The following is a 15,916-nucleotide window of genomic DNA, read 5'->3' on the forward strand; positions in this document are numbered from 1 at the left end:
GACACGGTAAGCAAAAGCCAATTCATTGAATAAATTTATGAAAAAAAGTCAATGTAATTGGCTTTTTGCGATATAGAAAGCCGAAACTTTCAATTTATAACTTAACCCGCCATTGCGCCAAGCCCTTGTTGTGCGACGTTTTATACTTTCTTTACCACGAATGAAAGTAATACATAAAACTTCCATCGCTTTTTAAATATAGTGTAAATCTTTCTCCTTCCGAATACATATGAGCAACAGTCGCAACGGAATTGTATTCTATTGGGTTTTCGGTAAAATGTAATTCAGTTAAATTTCTGTCTGACAACCCAGTAATTGACTTCTGCCAAATTATGTTTCCGTTTTTATCTTTACTTGTAAGTATTGTTTTATCATTAGCTTTTGAAACAACTAAAGTTCCAAATTTAGTTTCCTGCGTTTTGATAAGTTTTAATGCCGAATTTTCTGTAAAGTCAACTCCATAAAAAGGTCCGTCATCAAAAGTTGTTGTCATTTTAGGCAGATATTCCAGATTTTCGACTTGAGAATAGAAGTCAGCACGTAAGAAATCAATTTTTTCTGCGATTGATTTTTGTGGAAATTCAGTTGAATCAATTTCTCTAATTTTTAAATAGATTTCTGAAATTTTATTAAAATAAGTTGAATCAATATTTTTTTTACAATTTGGATGATATTCTTTTAATTGATAAACAATTATTGGAATAATGAAATTGGTTTTAATTTCAGATTGACCTCTATCGTTAGCAAAATCCATTTTCGATAGACCATCAAGTTCAGATTCAGACCATTTTATAATTTCCATTTTGTCTAAACAAAAAAAGTCGAGATACTTTATTTTATAACAATCTTCAGATTCTTGTCCAAATAAAGCCAGATTCGTTATTAAAAATAATATTGTTAAAATTCGTTTTTTCATTTTCGGGTCAAATGTTGCACAACGGGACGAAGCTTGGCGCATGTGGCGAAAAAATAAAGCCGAAACTTTACGATTAACCAAAACCAAGCAACGCCTTTTTGATTTTTAAATTTAATAAATAAAATTGAAATGGCGATTGCGACAAAAAAGAAAACCAACTTCGAGATTTACCTAAACTCGCCATTGCGCCAAACTTGTGTTATGTGTAGTTTTTAATAATACTTATATTTATATAAAACAGTTTGAACTTTCGGTATTTCTGAAAAATATTCAGATTCAGTTATTTTATATTTTATTTCTTTAATGATTTTGTCATCTTTATAAAAATATTCATTCATAAATGCTAATGACTTTCCGTGATACATTTTTTTTCTAATTAATTTATCGTCTCGATAAATAAACTTATAATATTGTCCAATTTCTTTTTGAAATATTATTTGCTCTTTATCATTGTAAATTAACTCAAGGTTTCTATCATCTTCACTTTTGGTAAATTCTTTAAGTTTCCTTCCATCGAGAGATGTATATATTTTAGAAAAAAATCTAATATAATCGTCTTGTTTTTTTATAGTTTCAATTATGATAGTATCATTTATAAGCTTTTGTTTAATGCTTGTTGTAATTGAATCACTATATGAATATTCATAATCAAATACTATTTTATTAGGCTTAATTGAGTTGAAATAATCTAAAAAACTATTTTTATTGTTAATCTTTAATAATGTGTTTCTGTATTTTTTTCTCTCACCAACATCTTTAAAAAAAGCTTTTTTTTCCTTAATTAAAATCATATTTTTACTTAAGGAATCAATAGAATATTCTAATTTTGTATTGGAATTTGCATAATATTTAAATGTTTTTAAATTAATTGTATCATAAACATAAGCAGTCATAAAAATGATGCTGTTTTCTACATTAAAATCGATCTGATTATGCTTTTCAAATACTAAATTTTGATTTTCATCAAATTCTTTAATTTCTAATATATTTCCATTTATTGTTTTTGTAATTGATTTTATTTTTAAATTGTCTATTTCGGTTTTACTTCCCAGAATAATTAAAAAAGATATTAGAATTAAATACTTCATTCACAATATTTAAAATTACACATAACGGGACGAAGCTTGACGCAGAGGCGAAAAAATAAAGCTAAAACTTTACGATTAACCAAAACTAAGCAACGCCTTTTTGATTTTTAAATTTAATAAATAAAATTGAAATGGCGATTGCGACAAAAAAGAAAACCAATTTCGAGATTTGCCTAAACTCGCCATTGCGCCAAACTTGTGTTAACTGTAGTTTTAAATAAAAAAGAAAATTAATGTTCCAATTAGAGAAACACAAATAACAATTATAAACCTTGTTAAAACATTTTTTTTTAGATTAAATTCTTCTTTCTTAACAATTCTATTTACTACGTAATTAATCAGTACTAAGAAACAAATAAATACAAATCCCAAAAATGACAAAATTAAAAATCTTTTGAAAAATGAGTTTGGAAGTTGTTCAATTAATTCTATTTTTTCTTCTTCTGTTCCAATCCAGAAAAAATTTATGAAAAATAAAATGATTAAGACTGAAACAAAAAACAAGGAATTTATTTTTTTCAAAATATGAATTTTAAAGTTTTTTCTAATTACCAGAAGTTTTAATAAAATTACAGTTAACGTGACGAAGCTTGGCGCATGTGGCGAAAAAATAAAGCTAAAACTTTACGATTAACCAAAACTAAGCAACGTCTTTTTGATTTTTAAATTTAATAATAAAAAATGAAATAGGCGAGTGCGATAAAAAAGAAAACCAACTTCGAGATTTGCCTTTACTCGCCATTGCGCCAAACTTATGTTAGTGGCAGTTTTTATTGTAATTATTTCGTATTTTCCGCTTTAGGTTTTGTATAAATTTTCGGAAAATCAATTTTCCATTTATTTTCTTTTGAATTCCACATTAAATACGGTCCATCGAAACCTTCAAGAAAAATAATTTCAAATTCGTCAATTCCATTAGATTCATAACTTGGAGTTGTTCCTAACATTTTAGTTTTAAAACCAATTTTTTCCAAAGTTTTCCAATCGTCATTCTCCGGCAGCTTACCATATTCAATTTTATAAGAATTAATATTTTCGATTAATTTATTTCCAAAATTTATATCTGATTTTCTAGTTACTTCAAATGGTAAAATCCAATATATAATAAGTGAAACAATCGACAATAAAATTATAGATATTAGAATGTAAACTACTTTTTTCAATTGCGTGTAAGGTTTGGTAAAATTGCCACTAACGGGCCGCAGCTTGGCGATAGTGCGGGCATGGATTGAGCGAAAGTTCAATTCATACCGAAACTGAGCCAAAGCTGTGAGCCTTTTGGTAAATTTAATAAAAAAACAAAAGCAAACAGCTTTTGGCGGTTAAATAGGTGAGAAGTTCAATTTTGCACTTAACCCCGCATTTTGCCAAGCCGATGTTAGCTGTAGTGCCAAGTTATCTATTACGAGAAATCAGTATACATAAATTTAATTTTTTTTTGTGAGTTTTCCTTAATTACAACTTCATTATTTTCAAAATAAATTAACCTTGGTTCTAATTCTAATTCTTCTTTTATGTATCCGACAAATCCCTTTGTTTCAGATAAAATAGCAAACCAAGCAATTAATGGATATCCTTCCTCATAAAAAATATCATCGGAAAGCATTGTTCGAAAATGGATTGTCCATCTGTATATATCCATTTTATTTTCAGTATAGCGATAATGTCTCTTAAAATAAAATATGTCTCTTCCTAAAAATGATAAATTGTCTTTTTTACGGGCTATTTCATTCTTTATAATTTTAGGAATATCTTTAAATTCACTATCATCTAGTATTTGTTCGTTAAAAATTTTTTCAAGATTTGAAGTTATTTCGTTAGAAATATTGTCTTTAAGATCAAAAGCTATGTCAATTTGAAAATGTAAGCTCATTTGAATATGGTTTTTGTGGCATTACAGCTAACGTGACGAAGCTTGGCGCATGTGGCGAAAAAATAAAGCCGAAACTTTACGATTAACCAAAACTAAGCAATGCCTTTTTAATTTTTAAATTTAATAAAAAAAATGAAATAGGCGATTGCGACAAAAAAGAAAACCAACTTCGATATTTACCTTAATCGCCATTGCGCCAAACTTGTGTTAACTGCTGACGCTATTTTAGTAAGTTCTTTAATTTTAATATTTTTTCGTTATCTATTTCAATTGTTTCTAAATTCGACTTTAAAGTATATTGTTTATCACAATCATAGCAAATTTTTGAAATAGCGACGATAGAATCATTCATTTTGAAAACTAAAACATCTCTATAAATTGGAATACATTTTGAATCTTCATACGAAATATCGTTTTTGTAAATTTCTTTTATTTCTGAATATAATTGTGAATTTACTAATTCCTTTTCAGTATAATTCTTTTCAATAAATTCAAATGTTTTATAGAAATCTGAAATATGATTTTCAGTTAATATTTCTTCTAAAGCGGCACTATTATCACTTGATTCAGATTCTTTCAACAAATCAAAAAAGTTTTCATCTGAAATTTTATTTTGATAATGATAAATTGAATCAAATTCAAATTTTTCATTTTGACACGAAATATTTAAAATAAGAATTAAAAGAAAGAATATTTTCTTCATAACATTTTCGTTATACGCTTGCAGTTAACGTGACGAAGCTTGGCGCAGTGACGAAAAAAATAAAGCCGAAACTTTACGATTAACCAAAACTAAGCAACGCCTTTTTGATTTTTAAATTTAATAAATAAAATTGAAATGGCGATTGTGATAAAAAAGAAAACCAACTTCGAGATTTGCCTTTACTCGCCATTGCGCCAAACTTGTGTTATATGTAACTTTTATTTTAAAATTTGTTCAATTGATTTATAATCTACATTCAAACGGACAAGTATAAATTCAGAATATTTTTTATTTTTAATTCGATAATAATCAAAATCAGACATAAGTTCAGTAACATATAGTTTTTCATTCACTGTCATTCCTGATAGTTTTTCCTTATGAATTTCAATTTGATTATTTACTTTCTCTTGAAATTTAAACCAATTCAAATTATTGTTAATTCGTTTAATAATTTCATTGTCAGCATCATTGTAAATATCTCTTAACTCAAACTCACTTTCATTTTTTTTAAATTCGTTTATTCCAAGATTAAACAACGCTTGACCAAATCTTTGAGTTGGATTTTCTTCCAAATAGGTAACAATATGTTTTATTATTTCGGTGTGCTCTTTCTTCAACGTGACGAAGCTTGGCGCAGTGGCGAAAAAATTAAGCCAAAACTTTACGATTAACCAAAACCAAGCAACGCCTTTTTGATTTTTAAATTTAATAAAAAAATGAAATAGGCGATTGCGACAAAAAAGAAAACCAACTTCGATATTTAGCTTTACTCGCCATTGCGCCAAACTTGTGTTAGCTGTAGCCTTTAATATAATTCTTGTTCAAGTTCCCAACTTTCGAATTTAGGAATTGCTAATTTCAAACTATTATCATAAAGTAGTAAACGTTCATTAGCTCTCTTTAATGCAAATTCTTTATTTAAAACATTATAATTTTCATCAATTTCTACAATATTTGTCCAAACAGCAAAATAAGGAACAGCATCTGAACCTACACAGTTAAAATCCCACAAATTAAAATCAGGTACTTTTTGAGTAAATTCATTATAACAGAAAACTTCAGAAAGTTTTAAAAAATTAATCCAAAAATCATTCAATTTATTTATTTCAATTTTTTCTAATTTTTTATTTTTGATATAGTTGATGATATAATCTTTGATTTCATTTTCTGGATTGACTTTATAATCATTGTTTTTTTTAACAGCAAAAATTTTAAAACAATTAAAAAGAAGTTCATTATTATTTAAAAGGTGTGGTAAATAATCTTCCTTTAAAAAAATCAACTCTGAATGAAAGGTTCCTTTGAATAAAAAATATGTAAAACATTGAATGTCTATTTTTAAATCCTTTGGTATTTTCATTTTTATTTTCTTTCTAAGGTTACAGCTAACGTGACGAAGCTTGGTGCAGTGGCGAAAAAATAAAGCCAAAACTTTACGATTAACCAAAACTAAGCAACGCCTTTTTAATTTTTTAAATTTAATAAATAAAATTGAAATGGCGATTGCGGCAAAAAAGAAAACCAACTTTGAGATTTGCCTTTACTTGCCATTGAGCCAAACTTATGTTAGCTGTAGTATTTGATTTAATAAAACGAATGAACGTAAAGATATGCCATTCTATTTTCAGTATTTACCCATAGATAGTATTCACTAAAAGTTTTTTTTTCAATGAAATCTTTTTTAAAATAAATCTGGATAGTTTTATTATCAGGTAACTCTATCCATTTAGGATTATGTCTATTTTCTTTAATTGTTTCTGTTATTACTTTAAATTCTCAAGAATTATTTAAAACGACACTTAAATTTTGTTCATTTGAAATTATTTTAGACAATACAATAGAATCATATGTGAAGGCTAACCAATGAACATCTGTGTCGTATAAACCCCAATTTTTTAATTTAATTTCTTTAACCGATTTTGGAGGTGAAAAGCCAAAATTACTTTCAAATGTTGAAATAAGTTCATCTCTTTCTACTGATTCAATAGAACCTCCACAATTTATTAAAACTAGAGAGGTAGTTATTATACTAAAAACGTAAATTATATTTTTTATCAGATATTTCATTAAATATTACAGCTAACGTGACGAAGCTTGGCGCATGTGGCGAAAAAATAAAGCCGAAACTTTACGATTAACCAAAACTAAGCTACGCCTTTTTGATTTTTAAATTTAATAATAAAAAATGAAATAGGCGAGTGTGATAAAAAAGAAAACCAACTTCGAGATTTGCCTTTACTCGCCATTGTGCCAAACTTGTGTTGTAGGCAGTGCTTTTATGGTTTGTATGGTTTCTCTTTTTCGTTGTCTTTATAGTATTCGGAAATGATTGAAAACTGTTTATCTGTTAATAGTATTGTCTGTAAATCATTACCACCATAAAGCAAATAAAATTGTTCGTCTATATTTTGAATTTTTAAAATTTCATTTATTTTTCTAAAAAAATTTCTGGGTGCTGTGTTCCAAAATGTTTGATTATCAAGCTCTTTTTTTGTGTAAAGATTTAATTTTTCATCATTGATTATTATGTCATTTGTTTTTTCATAATCATCTGCCGATTTTACGGTTAAACTCACGTTTCTTTTTTCCAATATATTATTTAGTTGCGGAAGGAAAAAATTAAAACTAAATTCCGCAAGTTCTTCTGCGTCTATATGAGCTATTTTGAGATTATCTTCATTGTAAATGTCAAAGTTGTTTATGAGTTGAACTTTTAAACTATCAATTTTTGAAATGTCGGCATATTTTAGGAAGTCATTGTCAATGAGTTTTTCTCCATAAATACTGTCGGACTTTTCCATAGTCATTTTAGGTTTGCTGTTATTTTTTGTCTGTGCTTTTTGTTTGCAACTGATTAAAAATATCGAAAAAAATAAAATTGTTAATTGTTTCATTCGGTGTCGTTTTTCAGCATTGCCTACAACGTTTTGGGTATTGCCGAAGGCGGGGAAATCGAAGCGAAAAGTTTCGATTTTGCACCGAGGCTAGCCAAAACGAATTTATATGAGATAAATTTAAGAAAAAAACGAATATAATTCGTTTTTGGCGGGTAGGGAAGTACAAGCTTTGAATTTAGAACTTTAGCCCCGCTTTTGGCAATACCTTGTTACCTGCTGGCTTTATTCAGCAAAGTTTATTTTTTGTCCATCCTTATAAAATCTTAAATTAAATTCAGGGTTGTTGTTAGTAACTGCTTCAATAAATATACCCAGCTGATATTTTAAATTATTATCATAATTGTTTGATGTGTATGAGCGCAATTTGATAAAATCATAATCGAAAGGAACAGTACTTGTACTTTTTTTAACTTCTATAATACACAGATTATTCTCATTTGTACCACGATTATGAATAATAATATCTGGAAAAACAGCTCTATTAGTAAATTCCTTTTCTAAATCAGTAGCTTCTTTTTCACGTAATAACCCAAATTGTTGGAGTTCATCTTTTAGAATTGAGATTGCTTTTCTGTTATTTTCTCTATCAATATCACCATTATACTCACAGTCTACATTATAATTTTCAAATAATGGATCTAAATAAAAAGCAATTCTATGTGATATGCTTTGTTCACTCAAATCATTTCTTAAAAGCCAAGTGTCAGAAGTTTGTAGAAATGTAGTAAGTGCTTGTTCAACGAAATTTTTTATTTGTATGTCTGTCATAAGCTTGCAGGTAACGTTTTGGGTATTGCCGAAGGCGGGGAAATCGAAGCGAAAAGTTTCGATTTTGCACCGAGGCTAGCCAAAACGAATTTATATGAGATAAATTTAAGAAAAAAACGAATATAATTCGTTTTTGGCGGGTAGGGAAGTACAAGCTTTGAATTTAGAACTTTAGCCCCGCTTTTGGCAATACCTTGTTACCTGCTGGCTTTATTCAGCAAAGTTTATTTTTTGTCCATCCTTATAAAATCTTAAATTAAATTCAGGGTTGTTGTTAGTAACTGCTTCAATAAATATACCCAGCTGATATTTTAAATTATTATCATAATTGTTTGATGTGTATGAGCGCAATTTGATAAAATCATAATCGAAAGGAACAGTACTTGTACTTTTTTTAACTTCTATAATACACAGATTATTCTCATTTGTACCACGATTATGAATAATAATATCTGGAAAAACAGCTCTATTAGTAAATTCCTTTTCTAAATCAGTAGCTTCTTTTTCACGTAATAACCCAAATTGTTGGAGTTCATCTTTTAGAATTGAGATTGCTTTTCTGTTATTTTCTCTATCAATATCACCATTATACTCACAGTCTACATTATAATTTTCAAATAATGGATCTAAATAAAAAGCAATTCTATGTGATATGCTTTGTTCACTCAAATCATTTCTTAAAAGCCAAGTGTCAGAAGTTTGTAGAAATGTAGTAAGTGCTTGTTCAACGAAATTTTTTATTTGTATGTCTGTCATAAGCTTGCAGGTAACGTGCCACAGCTTGGCGAAGTAGCGAAAAAAAAGTTCACAAACTTCATAAATTGCCAAAACTGAGCAACGCATTTTTATTTTTTAAATTTAATAAATTGAAAAATAAAAATAGCGATTGCGACAAAAAAAGAAACAAAGTTTATAGTTTACCATAACTCGCTATTTTGCCAAACTGTTGTTGTGTGTAGTTTTAATTTTATGAATTATTTTTCGAGTAATGATTTCAACATTTTTCCATTCCCATAATTCTGGATTCCCAAATTCAGATTTTATTTCGAACCATTTTTCGGCTCTTTTTTTGGTATTAACAGAAACTCTAAACTCAATCTTATTTGAGTTTAAAATTAAATTTATGAAAATTATAGCCCAGCCATCAATTCTATATCTGAAAGTATTCCCTTTACAAAATTTAGGATTTAATTCAATTTTTGATATGAAAAATTTACCTTTCGATTTTGAATTATAAATACCAATTGACAGTTTTCTTAAATTATTAGTAATTGCATTCGAAAGATAATTTTCAAAATGATTTAAATCTTTAAACTTAATAATTTCTTTTCCCATTTCAGAATAAGATTCGTATAGCTCATTATTGGAATCGGAAAGTATAAATTCAATTATTTCAATAACTTGATTATGAGTTAAGATATCTTTATATTGCATTCTACAAAAATTACACACAACGGGACGAAGCTTGGCGCAGTGGCGAAAAAAATAAAGCCGAAACTTTACGATTAACCAAAACTAAGCAACGCCTTTTTGATTTTTAAATTTAATAATAAAAAATGAAATAGGCGATTGCGACAAAAAAGAAAACCAACTTCAAGATTTGTCTTAACTTGCCATTGCGCCAAACTTGTGTTGTGCGTTCGTTTTTTATTCGATTATTCGATTCATTTGAATATCGTACATTTTTTTTATTAAAGCTCCCATTTTTTGATTTTCAGCAAAGGTTGAAATCGAACTTGTTAAATTAATTTTTAATTTGGATTTCATATCCGCTTCAAAAGTCATTATGATATTTGCTTCATTCGCTCCTGAAATAAAAATTCTGGAATATTTTTTTTCAAATTCTTTCATTGATTTTAGTTTACTTGCTTGATAAGATGACCAATCTTTCGAAGTTCTGTTTCGATTTTCCATATTTTTTTCAGCGAATTTGTTGAAATTTCTTTTTACAGATTCTCCAAGTATTTCATCATTGCAATTAAACTCTAATATTTCAATTTCTTCTTGTTCGTATTTAATCCAAGATTCATCTACATAATGTGGTGCAATTAAAATTTTGTTTAATTCAGAACTGATATAAACCACTAAAGATTTTGCAAATTCCTTTTTGCTTTTTTTTAAAAAATCGAATAATCCCATTTTAAATTTTTAATATGGATTGTTGTTTCAAAATGACGCACAACGTTTCGGGGCTTGGCGTCAGTGGCGGAAATTGAAGCGAGAAGTTTCAATTTAGCGACACGGTAAGCAAAAGCCAATTCATTGAATAAATTTAAGAAAAAAAGTCAATGTAATTGGCTTTTTGCGACATAGAAAGCCGAAACTTTCAATTTATCACTTACCCCGCTATTGCGCCAAACCCTTGTTACCTGCTGGCATTGTTTGTTATTTACCAAAAAGTTTGGCAAAAAAACTCTTTTTAGTTTGTTTTTCGATTCCCCAAAGTAGTTCGGATTCGTGACGTATAGTTTTATCAATATTTGGTCCAAATTTCCCCCACGCAAAACCACTTTGAATAGGTTTGTTTCTTATGTCTGCAATAACAAAATTATCTGGAAGTGATAATGCAAAGTTTTTCAAAGTTGAATCGTTAGATTGACTTGCGTTTTCAAGTTCTGTAAAACTGTTGTTTTTACTCCAAATATCCATAACAACTTTTTCGTGAATTATGTCAAGGTTGGATTTGTTTCCGTACTTTCCAAATTCATTTACGTGATCAATAAATTGCGTTAGATTGTCAGAATGCTTAATAATTACAGCTGGGTCGTGGCATACATAAAAAACATTTCCCCAATTTCCATTTTTACTTACGTCTAAAATCCAAAAGTTTCCAAATCCATCACCTGCAAGTTGAACAGAATGAGGAAAAAATTCTTCAAATCCGAATTGTTCAATTCCGTCAAAAGTTATTTCTTCTAATCCATAAAATTCAAAACCACGAGCGAATTTTAATAATTCTTTAATTTCTAAAGGAATATATTTTGAAGGAAACCTTTCGGCTAAAGTATTTATCTGTTCCTCAGATAAACCTTCCAATAGTTGCACTTGATATTCCTCATTATCTTCTGAAATATACTTTTCGTTTAGGATTGATTTTAATTTTTCTAATGGAGTCATATTTTTCTTTCTAAGTTGCGTCTTTTCAGAAATGCTTGCAGGTAACGTGACGAAGCTTGGCGCATGTGGCGAAAAAATAAAGCCAAAATTTTACAATTAACCAAAACTAAGCAACGCCTTTTTGATTTTTAAATTTAATAAATAAAATTGAAATGGCGATTGCGATAAAAAATAAAACCAACTTCGAGATTTGCCTTTACTCGCCATTGCGCCAAACTTGTGTTATAGGCAGTATTTTTTTAAAGATTTTGCCATTCGTGATTCCATCCGTTTTAACAATCTATATTTCTTCTTTAAAAATCAGTTTGCTTAAAAATCTACAGCAAAGAAATTATTATTTAATTTTCTTAGAAGTAATTTGATTTGTTAAATTATCAATTGTAAACATCTATTTTCCTTATATCATTATTTGTTGGTTTTCTAACGTTTTTTTTCATTTCAAGTTCGCAAGCTCCAAATTGTTCAAAATTCTGTCTTGCTTGAATTAAAGATACTGTGTTTGGACTTCCATCATCGAAAGGATTTTCTGTTTGATACCAATCATCTTCCCAAAAACAAATTTCACATATTTCATAAGTTCCTTTTGGAAATTTAGATAGAGTATTGTAAAAGCAACATCTACAGAAAAATTTATTTTCGACTTTGAAATTTTCTTCATTCATTTTTACGCAATTTTTGGAAATATTGCCTATAACGTGACGAAGCTTGGCGCATGTGGCTAAAAAATAAAGCCAAAACTTTACGATTAACCAAAACTAAGCAACGCCTTTTTGATTTTTAAATTTAATAATAAAAAATGAAATAGGCGATTGTGATAAAAAAGAAAACCAACTTCGCGATTTCCTTAACTCGCCATTGCGCCAAACTTGTGTTAGCGGTAGTTATAATTAATTGTCTATTAGCTCGTCAATTTTGTCAGCAACTTTTTCAGTTTTTCCAGTTTCGTGATACCAAGTAAAAATTTCATCACTTAGTATTTCATTATTTTCTTTTGTCGGCAATAATACTAAATGGTCGCCACTTCCATTTGAAGCAATTGCAATTGCGTTTAAAGGAAAATTACCCCAATTTTTTGCTTGTTTAGTTTCTAATCCGATATGATTGCAAGTTCTGCTAATTCTTTTTTTATTTGATTTATCAAAAAATGGATATAAATTCCAATCGTCGTCCTCATTCACCATTTCTCCGCCATTTTCTTTAATCATTTTAAGTTTAAAATTGTATGGGAAAAGAATTCCAAGTTCCTTCTCGGTTTCTATGATATATTTTTCATCTATTGGGAATGGCATTTTTCTATTTTTTTAAATTAATCAATAAAGTTCCAAGGAATTTCTTTTTTGAAAATTTGAATACTTTCTTCAATCAATTCTAATGAAATATCTTGTTGGAATAAAGTTACAATTCTTGTTCGTTTTGTGTCATCGCGAAATATTTCAACAATTAGTTTGTCATCGCGGTAAATTTCGACTCCAATACCATCTCGGTCGCCACTAACATCACTTGTAATAATTACTCTGTCTTTCTGTAGTTCCATTTGTCAATTAGTTTAGGGGCGTTATTTTATAATTACCGCTAACGTTGGACGTATTGGCGAAGTTGCGAGAAAATATAGATAACAGTTGCGTTTAGTTATGCTCGCAATTTTGCCAATACGATGTTGTACGAAGTTTTTACTTGAACAGTTTTGGACTCCTTTCCATATAAAATAAGTTTAAATTATTGCGCTAAATCCCCGATTTGCGAACGTCATTTAAACTTATCTTTGGTAAATATAAGAATCTTGTTGTTTTAAATTAATGAAAAACAGTCAATTACTTGACTTTGTCATTTTTTTTCATTAAATTGTCTAAGCTTTTTAGCGTTTCGCTTTGAAAACGAGTTTTCAGCAAAATCTTTTGCAAAGCTTAGCAGGCAAAATAATCCTTATTTTTTGCCTTTAAAACAACTCCTTCTTATTAAAATTACCAAACTTTTATTCGGAAAGTACGTCCTAAAATTGCGTACAACGGTTCGGGGCTTGGCGCAGTGGCGGAAATTGAAGCGAAAAGTTTCAATTTAGCGACACGGTAAGCAAAAGCCAATTAATTGAATAAATTTAAGAAAAAAAGTCAATGTAATTGGCTTTTTGCGACATAGAAAGCCGAAACTTTCAATTAATCACTTAACCCGCCATTGCGCTAAACCCATGTTAGCACCAGTTTTTATTTTTGTATTTCTATTAGTTTCCATTCTGCATTTGGCTCTTTCTCCAAGTAAACACTAACATTTAGGTCTTTCTTATTACCTAAAACTTTTATTTCAAGTTGCGCTTGTCCTTGCCCATTTGATATACTAACATTTCCTGTTGGCATCATTCCATATCCTTTTATTCCACCAGTTTCTGCGATTATTTCTTTATTTAGTTCGATTTCTTTTGTAGCTACTTTATATGCGTCAGAGTTTTTCATAGCACTGCCTGCAAATAAAAACACAAACACGGAAAATGTTACACCTACACCAATTAAAGCTAAAATCCGAGGTAATTTCGTTGGTTTATTAGGATTTTTCACTACAACATTTTTTGCAATTTGGTCGCCAAGTCTTTTCTTTTTATCATTAGTTGCCAAAACAATAAATTCAACAGGCCAAATAATAATAAATAAGTTTCGCAAAAAAAGTCGACCAAATGAAGGTATCTCATTTTGGTTATTTTCGTCACGAACCATAATTCCCATAATCCATTTTCCGACACTAATTCCTTTCAAGCTGTCTTTTGCAAAATATAGAAGAAAGCTAGGTATCATAACAAGCAATATTGTTGTCATCATTTTGCTTGGATTGTTTTCGTCCATAAAATTTGGTCCAAGTGCAATAAATACAATTAAAACCATTAAAAATGTCATTACGAAGTGGTCAATTAAAAAGGCAGCTATTCTTCTTTTTCTGCTTGATTTTATAAAAGTCAAATCTGATGATTGTTCTGTCATTGTTGTTTTGTAAAATTGGTGCTAACGGGCCGCGGCTTGGCGATAGTGCGGGCTTGAATTGAGCGAAAGTTCAATTCAGACCGAAACTGAGCCAAAGCTGTGAGCCTTTTGGTAAATTTAATAAAAAAACAAAAGCAAACAGCTTTTGGCGGCTAAATAGGTGAGAAGTTCAATTTTGCACTTAACCCCGCATTTCGCCAAGCCGATGTTACACGAAGGCTTTATTTTAAGTTAATAAAGTTTTTTTCAAACTCAGTTAGATTATTATTATCTTTTGGGTCTTTATTGAATCCTAAATTCAATAAAAGTGGAATATCATTTATACGACCAAATCCAATTATTCTATAAGTTCCGTTTTTTAATTCGTATTTAGTTCCTTTAAAATTTTGATTTTGCGATGTAAATTCAATACTTTTCTTCTTTTTAAATTCAAATTGTTCTTCGATTTGAGCTTGGAATTGTTCGTTTACTTTTTGCTTTATCATTTCTTCGTTAAAGAATAACCATTGCGCAGAAAATCCATTACAATCAATTATTTCGTATTCAGATTTAGCAACACAATTTTCCGGCACAGAAATTTCAATTTTTGCATAATTCAATTTACTTATACTTTCTTGAGCATATAAAGTAAAATTGAAGAATAAAGATAAAATTATAATAGTTTTTTTCATTTGCGTAAAGTTTGGAAAAGCTTTCGTGTAACGGGACGAAGCTTGGCGCAGTGGCGAAAAAAATAAAGCCGAAACTTTACGATTAACCAAAACTAAGCAACGCCTTTTTGATTTTTAAATTTAATAATAAAAAATGAAATAGGCGATTGCGACAAAAAAGAAAACCAACTTCAAGATTTGTCTTAACTTGCCATTGCGCCAAACTTGTGTTGTGCGTTCGTTTTTTATTCGATTATTCGATTCATTTGAATATCGTACATTTTTTTTATTAAAGCTCCCATTTTTTGATTTTCAGCAAAGGTTGAAATCGAACTTGTTAAATTAATTTTTAATTTGGATTTCATATCCGCTTCAAAAGTCATTATGATATTTGCTTCATTCGCTCCTGAAATAAAAATTCTGGAATATTTTTTTTCAAATTCTTTCATTGATTTTAGTTTACTTGCTTGATAAGATGACCAATCTTTCGAAGTTCTGTTTCGATTTTCCATATTTTTTTCAGCGAATTTGTTGAAATTTCTTTTTACAGATTCTCCAAGTATTTCATCATTGCAATTAAACTCTAATATTTCAATTTCTTCTTGTTCGTATTTAATCCAAGATTCATCTACATAATGTGGTGCAATTAAAATTTTGTTTAATTCAGAACTGATATAAACCACTAAAGATTTTGCAAATTCCTTTTTGCTTTTTTTTAAAAAATCGAATAATCCCATTTTAAATTTTTAATATGGATTGTTGTTTTAAAATGACGCCTAACGGGACGAAGCTTGGCGCATGTGGCGAAAAAATAAAGCCAAAACTTTACGATTAACCAAAACTAAGCAACGCCTTTTTGATTTTTAAATTTAATAAATAAAATTGAAATGGCGATTGCGACAAAAAAGAAAACCGATTTCGAGATTTTCACTTACTCG

At 28.9% G+C, this 15,916-nt stretch carries 21 protein-coding genes; all 21 read right to left on the reverse strand.

Going from position 1 to position 15,916, the window contains the following annotated elements:
• Window positions 1-151: 151 nt before the first annotated feature.
• The 21 genes from HW119_RS11210 to HW119_RS11310 all read right to left on the reverse strand — a co-directional run bounded on the left by HW119_RS11210 (window position 152) and on the right by HW119_RS11310 (window position 15,715).
• Window positions 152-802, reverse strand: coding sequence for a hypothetical protein (locus tag HW119_RS11210; protein WP_177764423.1), 651 nt, complete (start codon window positions 800-802; stop codon window positions 152-154).
• Window positions 803-1,128: 326 nt separating this feature from the next.
• Complete coding sequence (locus HW119_RS11215; protein WP_177764425.1) at window positions 1,129-2,004, reverse strand: hypothetical protein; 876 nt, start codon at window positions 2,002-2,004, stop codon at window positions 1,129-1,131.
• 213 nt (window positions 2,005-2,217) lie between these two features.
• Entirely contained in the window at window positions 2,218-2,526 is a 309-nt protein-coding gene (locus HW119_RS11220) for a hypothetical protein (RefSeq protein WP_177764427.1), read from the reverse strand.
• A 257-nt stretch (window positions 2,527-2,783) separates the two neighbouring features.
• Entirely contained in the window at window positions 2,784-3,167 is a 384-nt protein-coding gene (locus HW119_RS11225) for a hypothetical protein (protein ID WP_177764429.1), read from the reverse strand.
• A 239-nt stretch (window positions 3,168-3,406) separates the two neighbouring features.
• Window positions 3,407-3,877 carry a hypothetical protein gene (locus HW119_RS11230; RefSeq protein ID WP_177764431.1) on the reverse strand — a complete coding sequence of 157 codons (471 nt, stop codon included), beginning with the start codon at window positions 3,875-3,877 and terminating at the stop codon, window positions 3,407-3,409.
• A gap of 220 nt (window positions 3,878-4,097) precedes the next feature.
• Window positions 4,098-4,580 (reverse strand): hypothetical protein, encoded by a 483-nt coding sequence (locus HW119_RS11235; RefSeq protein WP_177764433.1) that lies wholly within the window; start codon window positions 4,578-4,580, stop codon window positions 4,098-4,100.
• Between the two features lie 218 nt (window positions 4,581-4,798).
• The gene (locus HW119_RS11240) at window positions 4,799-5,197 is read right to left on the reverse strand and encodes a hypothetical protein (RefSeq protein WP_177764435.1); all 399 of its coding nucleotides are present in this window, start codon (window positions 5,195-5,197) and stop codon (window positions 4,799-4,801) included.
• Window positions 5,198-5,385: 188 nt separating this feature from the next.
• Complete coding sequence (locus tag HW119_RS11245; RefSeq protein WP_177764437.1) at window positions 5,386-5,940, reverse strand: hypothetical protein; 555 nt, start codon at window positions 5,938-5,940, stop codon at window positions 5,386-5,388.
• 416 nt (window positions 5,941-6,356) lie between these two features.
• A complete protein-coding gene (locus HW119_RS16755) occupies window positions 6,357-6,647 on the reverse strand; it encodes a hypothetical protein (protein ID WP_255497862.1) in 291 nt (96 codons plus the stop codon).
• A gap of 209 nt (window positions 6,648-6,856) precedes the next feature.
• Window positions 6,857-7,474: a hypothetical protein gene (locus HW119_RS11255; protein ID WP_177764439.1), complete on the reverse strand. Its 618-nt coding sequence runs from the start codon at window positions 7,472-7,474 to the stop codon at window positions 6,857-6,859.
• Window positions 7,475-7,699: 225 nt separating this feature from the next.
• Window positions 7,700-8,245, reverse strand: coding sequence for a hypothetical protein (locus HW119_RS11260; RefSeq protein ID WP_177764441.1), 546 nt, complete (start codon window positions 8,243-8,245; stop codon window positions 7,700-7,702).
• Between the two features lie 210 nt (window positions 8,246-8,455).
• Window positions 8,456-9,001 (reverse strand): hypothetical protein, encoded by a 546-nt coding sequence (locus tag HW119_RS11265; protein WP_177764441.1) that lies wholly within the window; start codon window positions 8,999-9,001, stop codon window positions 8,456-8,458.
• A 174-nt stretch (window positions 9,002-9,175) separates the two neighbouring features.
• Entirely contained in the window at window positions 9,176-9,679 is a 504-nt protein-coding gene (locus HW119_RS11270) for a hypothetical protein (protein WP_177764444.1), read from the reverse strand.
• 213 nt (window positions 9,680-9,892) lie between these two features.
• A complete protein-coding gene (locus HW119_RS11275; protein ID WP_177764446.1) occupies window positions 9,893-10,384 on the reverse strand; it encodes a hypothetical protein in 492 nt (163 codons plus the stop codon).
• Window positions 10,385-10,630: 246 nt separating this feature from the next.
• Window positions 10,631-11,362 carry an SMI1/KNR4 family protein gene (locus HW119_RS11280; protein WP_177764448.1) on the reverse strand — a complete coding sequence of 244 codons (732 nt, stop codon included), beginning with the start codon at window positions 11,360-11,362 and terminating at the stop codon, window positions 10,631-10,633.
• 374 nt (window positions 11,363-11,736) lie between these two features.
• Complete coding sequence (locus HW119_RS11285) at window positions 11,737-12,024, reverse strand: CPCC family cysteine-rich protein (RefSeq protein ID WP_177764450.1); 288 nt, start codon at window positions 12,022-12,024, stop codon at window positions 11,737-11,739.
• A gap of 225 nt (window positions 12,025-12,249) precedes the next feature.
• Complete coding sequence (locus tag HW119_RS11290) at window positions 12,250-12,651, reverse strand: SMI1/KNR4 family protein (protein WP_177764452.1); 402 nt, start codon at window positions 12,649-12,651, stop codon at window positions 12,250-12,252.
• Between the two features lie 17 nt (window positions 12,652-12,668).
• The gene (locus HW119_RS11295) at window positions 12,669-12,896 is read right to left on the reverse strand and encodes a hypothetical protein (protein ID WP_177764454.1); all 228 of its coding nucleotides are present in this window, start codon (window positions 12,894-12,896) and stop codon (window positions 12,669-12,671) included.
• Between the two features lie 667 nt (window positions 12,897-13,563).
• Entirely contained in the window at window positions 13,564-14,328 is a 765-nt protein-coding gene (locus HW119_RS11300) for an RDD family protein (protein ID WP_177764456.1), read from the reverse strand.
• 221 nt (window positions 14,329-14,549) lie between these two features.
• Complete coding sequence (locus HW119_RS11305; protein WP_177764458.1) at window positions 14,550-14,999, reverse strand: hypothetical protein; 450 nt, start codon at window positions 14,997-14,999, stop codon at window positions 14,550-14,552.
• A 224-nt stretch (window positions 15,000-15,223) separates the two neighbouring features.
• Complete coding sequence (locus HW119_RS11310) at window positions 15,224-15,715, reverse strand: hypothetical protein (RefSeq protein WP_177764446.1); 492 nt, start codon at window positions 15,713-15,715, stop codon at window positions 15,224-15,226.
• Window positions 15,716-15,916 lie beyond the last annotated feature (201 nt).

The sequence above is a fragment of the Flavobacterium sp. I3-2 genome (assembly GCF_013389595.1).
Classification (GTDB): Bacteria; Bacteroidota; Bacteroidia; order Flavobacteriales; family Flavobacteriaceae; genus Flavobacterium.